Source organism: Lachnoanaerobaculum sp. MSX33 (assembly GCF_000512995.1).
Taxonomy (GTDB): Bacteria; Bacillota; Clostridia; order Lachnospirales; family Lachnospiraceae; genus Lachnoanaerobaculum.
This window is the reverse complement of the sequence record NZ_AZXX01000036.1, coordinates 24206-34383: the sequence shown is the minus strand read 5'-3', so window position 1 is coordinate 34383 and position 10178 is coordinate 24206. Positions and strand designations below refer to the sequence as shown.

Annotated in this window: 9 protein-coding genes; all 9 read left to right on the top strand. The window is 37.3% G+C overall.

Features of this window, described 5'->3' with window-relative positions; all coding sequences use genetic code 11:
* The first annotated feature begins 32 nt into the window (after nucleotides 1-32).
* The 9 genes from HMPREF1495_RS03735 (at nucleotide 33) to HMPREF1495_RS03695 (ending at nucleotide 10173) form a co-directional block, all read left to right on the top strand.
* Nucleotides 33-455: a hypothetical protein gene (locus tag HMPREF1495_RS03735; protein ID WP_007594152.1), complete on the top strand. Its 423-nt coding sequence runs from the start codon at nucleotides 33-35 to the stop codon at nucleotides 453-455.
* A 168-nt stretch (nucleotides 456-623) separates the two neighbouring features.
* On the top strand, nucleotides 624-2270 hold the full coding sequence (locus tag HMPREF1495_RS03730) for a SulP family inorganic anion transporter (protein ID WP_034212170.1): 1647 nt from the start codon (nucleotides 624-626) through the stop codon (nucleotides 2268-2270).
* A gap of 51 nt (nucleotides 2271-2321) precedes the next feature.
* Nucleotides 2322-2948 carry a lactate utilization protein gene (locus HMPREF1495_RS03725; protein ID WP_009662135.1) on the top strand — a complete coding sequence of 209 codons (627 nt, stop codon included), beginning with the start codon at nucleotides 2322-2324 and terminating at the stop codon, nucleotides 2946-2948.
* A gap of 236 nt (nucleotides 2949-3184) precedes the next feature.
* Nucleotides 3185-4519 (top strand): ABC transporter substrate-binding protein, encoded by a 1335-nt coding sequence (locus HMPREF1495_RS03720; protein ID WP_034212165.1) that lies wholly within the window; start codon nucleotides 3185-3187, stop codon nucleotides 4517-4519.
* A 66-nt stretch (nucleotides 4520-4585) separates the two neighbouring features.
* Nucleotides 4586-5491, top strand: coding sequence for a carbohydrate ABC transporter permease (locus HMPREF1495_RS03715; protein ID WP_007594146.1), 906 nt, complete (start codon nucleotides 4586-4588; stop codon nucleotides 5489-5491).
* Between the two features lie 8 nt (nucleotides 5492-5499).
* On the top strand, nucleotides 5500-6345 hold the full coding sequence (locus HMPREF1495_RS03710) for a carbohydrate ABC transporter permease (protein WP_034212163.1): 846 nt from the start codon (nucleotides 5500-5502) through the stop codon (nucleotides 6343-6345).
* 31 nt (nucleotides 6346-6376) lie between these two features.
* Nucleotides 6377-7360 (top strand): LacI family DNA-binding transcriptional regulator, encoded by a 984-nt coding sequence (locus HMPREF1495_RS03705; protein ID WP_009662144.1) that lies wholly within the window; start codon nucleotides 6377-6379, stop codon nucleotides 7358-7360.
* Nucleotides 7361-7379: 19 nt separating this feature from the next.
* Entirely contained in the window at nucleotides 7380-8813 is a 1434-nt protein-coding gene (locus HMPREF1495_RS03700; protein ID WP_034212161.1) for a glycoside hydrolase family 32 protein, read from the top strand.
* Nucleotides 8814-8898: 85 nt separating this feature from the next.
* Nucleotides 8899-10173 carry a CAP domain-containing protein gene (locus HMPREF1495_RS03695; RefSeq protein ID WP_034212159.1) on the top strand — a complete coding sequence of 425 codons (1275 nt, stop codon included), beginning with the start codon at nucleotides 8899-8901 and terminating at the stop codon, nucleotides 10171-10173.
* The last annotated feature ends 5 nt before the right edge of the window (nucleotides 10174-10178 follow it).

Genomic DNA, 10178 nt, shown 5'->3' with positions numbered 1-10178 from the left:
CGCAGATAAATAGAAATGAGGAGAGTAAAAATATGGGCTATACTAGGGAAAACTTTGAAGAGTGGATAATTCTTATACCTTTTAAAATGGAATATTTTACAGACACATTTGCTAAAGAAAATAACTTGAAACTTGACTACAGTATGGGGTCATTGGATGAACTGGAAAAATGGATCTTAGCTAATTATAAAGATGCCGAAGGGCTGATAAAAGATAAGAAAACGCTTGATTACTTGACAGTATATATTGGAGAGACTTTCAGAAAATATATAGGTGGTAAGTGGTTTATAGATTTGGAGAATAAAAAGAATGTATTCTATAGTATGCCTGTTTTAAAAAGTCCTGAATATAAGGGAGTTACATCCAAATCACCCTTGACATATGCGACAGCATGCATAAGTAGGAATAAGGGGGATTATATAAGTACAATCCTAAGGAATAATATGGAACATTAGATATATAATTTAAAACATATATGTATTTTTGACATAAGAATTTCAAGCTTATAATATGTTTAATTTTTGTATACATAAGTATTGTACACCATATTTTGTCTGTGCTATCATAAAATCACATAGTTCTAAGAGTAAATACTCAATTTTTTAGGACTTAAGGGAGGAAATGTGGACTTAAGTTATATAAGACCCAAGATTTTTGAAGCATTAAAAGGATACAGCGGTGAGCAGTTTGTAAAGGACTTGATTTCAGGTATCATAGTTGCAATTATTGCAATGCCGCTGTCGATAGCGCTGGCGATTGCATCAGGTGTAAATCACGAGCAGGGGCTTTATACGGCAGTGGTTGCAGGATTTTTTATCTCATTTTTAGGTGGAAGTATAGTACAAATAGGTGGACCTACAGCAGCATTTGTTATAATAATCTATGGTATAGTGGCTCAGTATGGAATGGCAGGACTTACAGTTGCCACCATAATGGCAGGATTTATGCTGATACTTATGGGAATCTTTAGACTTGGAGATTTGATAAAGTTTATACCGAAGACTATTACGGTAGGATTCACCTTCGGAATTGCTGTAAGTATAGTGGCAGGACAGATAAAAGACTTTTTCGGACTTGATATGGGAGCGGTGCCGGCAGAATTTGTGGAGAAGATGATTGCTCTTTTTAAGAATTTTCACACATTAAATATCGCAACTTTTTTAATAGGTCTTTTGGCGCTTCTTATTCAGATATTCTGGCCGAAGGTGTCTAAGAAGATTCCGGGATCTTTGATTGCAATTATAGTTACAACTCTAATTGTAAAGTTCGGAAATCTCCCTGTAAAAACTATAGGGGATTTATATACCATAAAAGCCGGACTTCCAAAGTTCAGTGTGCCTCATATATCACCTGAGCTTATCTCCTTGATGGTTTCACCGGCATTTACCATAGCAATATTGGCTGCTATAGAATCGCTTTTATCCTGTGTGGTTTCAGATACAATGACAGAGAGTCATCACAGTCCTAATGCAGAGCTTATAGGACAGGGAGTCGGTAATATAATGTCTGCGCTCTTTGGAGGAATACCTGCTACCGGAGCTATTGCAAGAACCGCTGCAAATGTTAAAAACGGTGGAAGAACACCGATTGCAGGTATGATTCATGCAATTACACTTATGTTGATATTGTTATTCTTGATGCCATATGCATCACTCATTCCTATGAGCTGTCTGGCTGCAATTCTTATTATAGTCGGCTACAATATGAGCGGATGGAGAAATGTGGTACATATAATAAAAACGGCACCTAAAAGTGATATTGCGGTTTTATTGATTACTTTATTTTTAACGGTACTTTTTGACCTTGTAATGGCTATAAAGTTCGGTATGATTCTTGCGGCATTTCTTTTCCTAAAGCGTATGTCCGATATTGCAAATGTACGCCAATGGGTGGATAAATCAGACTCGGATGAGTATGCACTGAATTCCGACCTTAAGGCTGTACCTGAAAATACAATAGTCTATGAGATTTTTGGAGCATTATTTTTTGGTGCTACAAAAGATTTACTTAATATATCAAATGAAGCCGAAAAAAATGTACTGGTTCTTCGTATGAGAAATGTACCGGCAATGGATATTTCAGGACTTGAAGCTTTGGAAGAATTACTTGGGATTTGCAAAAAAAGAAATATGACTTTGATATTATCCCATGTAAATGAGCAACCGATGAAAGTAATGGAAAAGGCAGGATTTATAGAAAAAGCGGGAAGAGAAAACTTCTGTGAGAATATAGATAAGGCACTTGAGAGAGCAAGGACCTTGGATAAGTAGAAAAAATCAATGCTCAAATATATTGATTGAAATTAATTAAGAGGAGAATATATGAACGAGAACTTAAAAAAGAGAAATGAAGTGTTGGCAGATACCGTAATCAAGGGTCTTAAATCCAGAAATATGACAGGTTATTATGCAAAGGATAAGGAAGAAGCACTTAAGATTGCTCTTGAGCTTATTCCTGAAAACAGTAAGATTGCAATGGGCGGATGTATGAGTGCGCATGAAATCGGTTTGATTTGTGCACTTGAGCAGGGCAACTATAATTATATGGACAGAGCCAAGATGGAACCTAGAGAAGCTCTTTTGGCGGCTTATGATGCGGATATATTTCTTTCAAGTGCCAATGCTATGACAGATGACGGAGTGCTTGTAAATATTGACGGGAACTCAAACCGCGTATCATGTATCGCACAGGGACCGAAAAAGGTTGTGTTTATAGTGGGAATCAATAAGATATGTTCAGACATCGACAGTGCTATGAAGCGTGCCAGAAATGTTGCCGCTACCGCAAATACTCAGAGATTTGATATAAAGACTCCTTGCAAGATTACGGGAAAATGCTCAGACTGTAAATCACCTGATACTATCTGCTGCCAGTTTTTGGTAACAAGATACTCTCGTCACGAGGGAAGAATACATGTTATTTTGGTAAATGACAATCTGGGATTCTAAAAAAGAAAATAGGTATTAAAAAATCAATATCGGAATTACAATAGATATATACGGCTGATGACTACAGGTTATCAGTCTTTTTATTTTAGTGCAAAATAGACAAAGATAACTGTGAAATATTATATTGACATTTTTATTGTATATGATAAAATACATTTAAAGATATGGAACGCGTTCCACAAATGAGTTTCAGGAAAAAAATAGTATTTTATGTAAATATTTCAGGAGGTATATTCATGAAAAAAGTTTTGAGAACTTTAGGTGTTTTGGCACTTGGAGGTATGTTGGCGGCTTGCGGAAACAGTGCCGGTACAACAAAGCAGGCAGACTCAAGCAGTGCAGGTGATGGAAGCTCACAGGCTGCAGAAAGTAAGAGTGCAGACGGCGTTACCAATGTAACAATTTGGAGCCCTACAGATACGGCGGCTATCGAGGCATGGTGGGTAGAGAAGATCGATCAGTGGAACAAAGAAAATCCTGATATTCAGGTTAAGAGAGAAGCTATCGACAGAGCCGATTCATATGCATATGAGAACAAGATTACTACAGCTACCACATCCGGAAATCTTCCTGATATTTTGTATGTAGACGGACCTATGGTTTCATACTATGCGGCAAACGGAATCACAGTTCCCCTTGACAGCTACTTTACTGCGGACGACTTAAAGGACTTTATGCCAAGTACCGTTCAGGCTGATACATATGACGGAAAGCTTTATGCAATAGCTCCTACAGAGTCTTCAGTTGCACTGTTCTACAATAAGGATTATCTTGATAAGGCCGGAATAGAATATCCTTCAGACACAGATATAAAGAAAGCATGGACATGGAGTCAGTTCCTTGACAATGCAAAGAAGCTTACAACAGATGATTATGTAGGAACAAATATAATCATGGATAAGGGCGAGGGAATCATCTATGCTCTCGGACAGTTCTTTACAGAGGGCGGAGCCGAGTTTGTAAATGAAGACGGTTCAAAAGCTGACGGATATGTAAACTCTGATGCAAGTATAAAGACAGCAGAGTATTTAAACGAGTTTATAAAGAACGGTTATGCAAATCTTGATCCTGTAAAGGATGAGTTCCTTAACGGAAAAGCTGCTACATTACTTGGCGGTTCATGGAATATTGCAGATCTTGAGAAGTCAAACCTTAACTGGGGTGTATCATATTTCCCTGTAGCAGATGACGGCAAGGCCGCATCACCGACAGGTGACTGGGCTGCAGCTATTACAAGAGATTCAAAGAATCCTGATGCTGCAGGAAAGTTCTTACAGTGGGCAATGAACAGTGACAATATTGCATCTTATGCAAGTGCGGTTGCCAAGCCTGCATCAAGAACATCATCTTATGATAAGATGGAAGGCTGGGACAGCGGTGCAAGAGCTCTTATGAAGTGGCAGTTACAAAACACAGGTGTTTCAAGACCTAGAACACCTTCATACTCAGTACTTTCAACTGATTTCTCAACAGCTATGTTAAATATCTTTGCAGGAGCGGATGCAAAGGAAGAGCTTGATAATGTAGCTAAGAACTTTGATGAAAATTACGAGATGTATTATAAGAAATAATTTTAAATAGCGGTATGGTTTGAAAGGCTTGGCAAATTGCCAGGCCTTTTGTAGAAAGGATGTAATATGGCTACATTACAAAGAGTAAATAAGAAAGGCAAAAAAGAATACAGTGACAATCTTGCAGGATTTATAATGTCGTCACCGGCTATTATTCTTTTGGTTGCCTTTTTGATAATTCCTATAATATATACTATATACTACTCATTTTTCACATATCAGGTGGTGCGTCCGGACAATATAAAATTCAATGCAATAGGTAATTATGTAAAGCTGTTTCATGATGAGAATTTCTATGTGGCATTGAAAAACACAGTGTATTTTACGGTGATAGTTGTGCCGGTACAGTGTACATTGGCATTGGTACTTGCACTGATGGTATCAAGTAAGAAAAAAGGTGTAGCTATATTTAGAACACTTTATTACAGTCCTCAGATAACTTCAATGGTAATTATCGCTGTACTTTGGACAATTCTTTATAATTCCAATGCCAATACAGGACTTATAAATGCCTTTTTAAAGAGTATAGGTATGCAGCCTATTGATTTTTTAAATAATCCGAAGACTGCCATGAATTCAATAATATTTATGTCGGCATGGCAGGGTGCAGGTTATCAGATGATGATTTTTATTGCAGGATTAAATGCAATACCTACAGAGCAGTATGAAGCCGCAAGTGTGGACGGAGCAGACTGGTTTGCAAAACTTATATATGTGACTATACCGGGACTTATAAATACAATTAAGTATGTACTTATGATAACACTGATACAGGCTATGAAGCTCTTTACCCAGCCGTATATTATGACAAAGGGCGGACCGAGAAATGCAACAAAAACACTGGTTTTCTATATCTATGAACAGGGCTTTCAGAAAGGAAACTTCGGTTATGCCTGCAGTATAGCCACAGTATTCTTCATTATAGTTGTTGCATTGTCAATTATAGTTAAAAAGATAAGCAAGACAAATTAGGAGGGATTATGAATAATAAGAAGATAAATAAAATGCTTGGCAATGTTATTTTTTATCTTGGAAATATTATAGTAGGTCTTATATTTGTATCTCCACTTCTGTGGATGCTTGCTTCATCGTTTAAGCCTGAACTTGAGATATTTTCAAATTTGAACTCATTGTCTACATTTATTCCGAAGAACTTTACTTTGGCGAATTATGCAGAAGTATTTCAAAGAATAAAAGTATTTACCATATTAAAAAATACATTGATCTATATAGGCATTGTACTTATAGGTGATTTGCTTTTAGGATCCATGTTCGGTTATGCACTTGCTAAGATGAAATACAGATTCAGAGGAATAAGCCTTACCATTGTAATAGCACTCATGTCAATGCCTGTAGAGGCAATAATTTTACCATTATACATAGAAATGGCTCAGTTAAACTGGGTGAACACAATGCTCGGACTTACAATTCCTTTTATGATGAACTGTTTTTCAATTTACATGTTCTATTCATATTTTATAGGAATTCCTGATGAGCTTATAGAAGCCGCCAAGGTGGACGGTTGCGGGCCTATAAGAACATATTTTAAAATAATTATGCCGATTTCAAAGACTGTTTTTGCAACGGTACTTATACTTGATTTCGTATCAAGATGGAATGACTTTATGTGGCCTTTCCTTATAACTACAGGAGAAGAAAAGAGAACGGTACAGCTTGCGGTACAGATATTTGTAGGAGTAAGCCCTATACATTACGGTGTTATTATGGCGGTTCTTACTTTGGCATCCATACCTATGATACTTATGTATATATTTATGCAAAAATTCTACGTAGAAGGTATTGCATCTACAGGAATAAAAGGTTAGATTAACTGTAGTAATTTAGGCGGAGGGGTATATGTCGAGTATACAAGAGGTTGCTAAAAAAGCCGGAGTAGGAGTGGGTACTGTTTCCAGAGTAATAAATGACAGCGGATATGTTTCCGAAAAAACCAGAAAAAAAGTTGAAGAAGTAATTGAAGAGTTAAATTATAAGCCGAATGAGCTTGCCAGAAATTTGTTCAGAAACAGGACAAATATAGTTGCGGTAATCACACCGGCTATAGGTAACCCATATTATGCGACACTTTACAGTGAAGTGGAAAAAAGGCTTAGAAAATACGGCTATAAAACAATGCTTTGCAATACTATAGGTGAAGCGACAAATGAAGAGGCTTATCTTGAGATGCTTGAGAGAAATATGGTGGACGGAATAATAACCGGTACACATACTTTGGATTACAGCAGTTATAAAAAGATAAAAGGACCGATTGTAGGATTTGATACTCCGAAACTCAATGATGATATTTTGATTGTAACTGTAGATCATGAGAAGGGTGGAATTCTTGCGGCAAAAGCGTTGATAGAGAGCGGATGCAAGGAAGTTTTGCAATTTACCGACGCAACTACAAAAAATTATCCTTTTATAAAGAGGCATAAGGCATTTGCAAAAGAAATAAAAAAAGCAGGACTTATATGCCGTGAGTATAAACCTAAGATGGATAATTTTGAAGAAAAATTCATTCAGGAAAATATAGAGGAAGCTTTCAGCATGTATCCTAATGTGGACGGTGTTTTTGCAACGGATACCCATGCCTTATTATATATGAAAAAGGCTTTGAGTATGGGAAAGAGAGTGCCGCAGGATTTAAAAGTGGTTGCATACGACGGAACCTTCATATTAAATACGGTATATCCGAGCCCAAGTGCTATAGTGCAGCCTATCGATAAATTGGCAAAGGTTGCTGTTGACAGTCTGCATGCCATTATAAACGGTGAGAAGGTGGACAGAAAGACAAAGGTACTTGATATAGAATTCAGACAGGGCATGACTACAAATTAGAAAGACAAGTGGTAATAAAATGAACAACAAAGAAAAAGCAAATGAATATTTTAGAGAGAACAAATCAAAAATAAAAGATATTGAAAGGCCGGTTTATCATCTTACTCCGGATATGGGATGGATGAATGATCCGAACGGTTTTTCGTTCTTTGACGGTGAATATCATTTGTTTTATCAATATAATCCATATGATATAAAATGGGGTCCGATGCACTGGGGACATGCAAAGAGCAAAGACTTTGTAAACTGGGACAGATTACCTGTAGCATTGGCACCGGATGATGAAATAAATGGACAGTGCTTCTCCGGTACGGCACTTTGTGAAGGAGATAAACATATACTTATTTATACCGTACATAATGACGGAAAAGAAGAACAGGCTGTAGAAATCGGTGACGGTGTGGATTACAAGAGTATATCTAAAGAGTCTGTCATAAGAGTGGAACATTTGCCGAAGGGATTTAGCGGTCTAGACTTTAGGGATCCTAAAATTTGGAAGGAAGACGGCATATATTATTGTGTAGTAAGTGCAAAGAATGAAAGAGGACTTGGCAGTATATTGCTCTTTGCTTCAAATAATCTGATTGACTGGGAATATAAGAATATTCTTTTTGAAAACAACGGTGATTACGGCAAGATGTGGGAATGTCCGGATTTCTTTAAACTTAATGATAAGTATATATTGGTAGTCTCGGTAATGGAAATGCAGGCAAAGGGCAGAGAATACTTTAACGGACATCAGGTATTGTATTTTATAGGTGATTATTACAAGAAAAATTATAGATTTGAACCGACTGATAATGCAAGAACTTTGGATTTCGGGTTTGACTGTTACGCACCTCAAAGTCTGAGTATTAATGAGAGAACACTTTCGGTTGCATGGTTGCATGATTGGGGAAATGATTTAACCCCTGACGGAGCAAAATGGTGTGGGCAGATGACCTATCCAAGAGAGCTTGAACTAAAGAAAGATATTATTTATCAAATGCCTGCAAAAGAGCTTGAAAAACATTATACAAACGAGTATAAAACAAGCTTTTGTTTGGAGAAGGATTATAAATTTCAAGATACAGAGTTAAATTCAAGAGTTGCAAGACTTGATTTGGATATTGAAAAGATTGATGCAAAGGAATGTATTATATATTTGGCGTCAAATCATAGATACAATTCTTTTATAAAGATAAATTTTAAAAAGAAAACATTAAAGTTTTCAAGAAGATTTTCAGGGCTGATTAAGGATGCTGTTGATGAGAGAAAGATAGATGTGAATATCAAGTCCGGAAAGTTAAGTCTAAGTATATTACTTGACAGATTCAGCGTAGAGATATTTGTAAACGGTGGAAAAGAGGTGTTAAGTTCACGAATCTATACTCCTGCCGAGGCAAATGAAATCAGTTTTATTGCCGACGGTGAAGTAAGGGTAGATGCCTGCAAAAGAGATATAGTGGAATAATTTATTATACTTGAATATATAGAAACAAAAATGTTAATATATAACATAATAGTATTAAAGCCACTTTATAATGTTGGAGGTGTTTATGAATTTATTCAAAAGGTTAATGTGTTCCGTATCGGCAGTGGCGGTTTCAGCTTTTTTAGTGATACCTGTTATGGCTGCAAATGAAGCACAGTGGAAGAGGAATGATAAGGGATGGTGGTATGAAGAGGCGGACGGTTCATACCCTACAAATGCATGGAAGCTTATTAAGGATAAATGGTATTATTTTGACGGTATAGGCTATATGGTTGAAAACCGTTGGATAGGAAATTATTATCTCGGTGCTGACGGAGCTATGCTTGTAAATACTTCTACACCGGACGGTTATTATGTGGATGCCACAGGTAAATGGGTGGAAGGAGTAGGAAATACAGTTAATATAAGTAAAACAAGCGGCTCAGGAACAAAGAGAAGCTCTTTGGGTGGCGGAAGCTCAAGGAGCGGCGGCTCAGGCGGTTCAGGCGGAAGCAGAAGAAGCGGCGGCGGTTCAAGCGGCTCCGGTGGAAGCTCAAGAAGAGGTGGCGACTCAAGCGGAAGCGGTTCAGGTTATTCATCGGGTAGCGGTGTAGGAACTGCAGGTTCAACAGGAAATACAACAGCTTCAAACAATACTGCAGGAAACAACAATAATACAACACCTTCAGTAAATAATAATGTTACCGTTCCTTCAGGAAACAACACTGTGGTGATACCTTCAGGAAATACCGGAAATAATACGGTAACGATTCCAAATACAACAACTCCTGCAGTTTCTACTCAGGAGACTCAGGTAATAGAAGCATTAAAGGCAATGGGACTTACTGAGAAAGAGGCAAAGCTTTACTATAAGATCAATGCATATAGAGAAAGTCTTGGATTACCAAAGTTGTCATTCTCAAAATCTCTTACAGAAGTTGCAAGAGCGCATGTACGTGATTCAAACACTTATACACCTGAGAATCAGGTGGATTCCAGAGGTATTAAGGGAAATCTTCACAGCTGGTCAGCAAATGGAAGCTGGACACCGGTAGTGTATACATCCGATCATCATTATATGTATGATATGTGGAGTAAGCCAAGAGAAATTACCAATTACACGGGAAACGGATATGAGATTTCTGCCAAATACAGTGGTATGATAAGCCCTGAGACAGCACTCAATCTTTGGAAGAATTCTCCGGGACATAATCAGGTAATGTCTACGCAGGGAATGTGGTCTGATTTAAAGACTATGGGTGTTTCTATTGATGGAGGATATGCACATGTGTGGTTCGGCAGTGATGCGGATCCTGACGGATACTATGATGTAGCTAACTATGATGTAATTCATCCATAATAAAA

What these genes read in the sequence shown, in the direction of transcription:
- HMPREF1495_RS03735 (WP_007594152.1), top strand. Translation starts at nt 33, where the DNA reads ATGGGCTATACTAGGGAAAACTTTGAAGAGTGGATAATTCTTATACCT.
- HMPREF1495_RS03725 (WP_009662135.1), top strand. Translation starts at nt 2,322, where the DNA reads ATGAACGAGAACTTAAAAAAGAGAAATGAAGTGTTGGCAGATACCGTA.
- HMPREF1495_RS03720 (WP_034212165.1), top strand. Translation starts at nt 3,185, where the DNA reads ATGAAAAAAGTTTTGAGAACTTTAGGTGTTTTGGCACTTGGAGGTATG.
- HMPREF1495_RS03715 (WP_007594146.1), top strand. Translation starts at nt 4,586, where the DNA reads ATGGCTACATTACAAAGAGTAAATAAGAAAGGCAAAAAAGAATACAGT.
- HMPREF1495_RS03710 (WP_034212163.1), top strand. Translation starts at nt 5,500, where the DNA reads ATGAATAATAAGAAGATAAATAAAATGCTTGGCAATGTTATTTTTTAT.
- HMPREF1495_RS03705 (WP_009662144.1), top strand. Translation starts at nt 6,377, where the DNA reads ATGTCGAGTATACAAGAGGTTGCTAAAAAAGCCGGAGTAGGAGTGGGT.
- HMPREF1495_RS03700 (WP_034212161.1), top strand. Translation starts at nt 7,380, where the DNA reads ATGAACAACAAAGAAAAAGCAAATGAATATTTTAGAGAGAACAAATCA.
- HMPREF1495_RS03695 (WP_034212159.1), top strand. Translation starts at nt 8,899, where the DNA reads ATGAATTTATTCAAAAGGTTAATGTGTTCCGTATCGGCAGTGGCGGTT.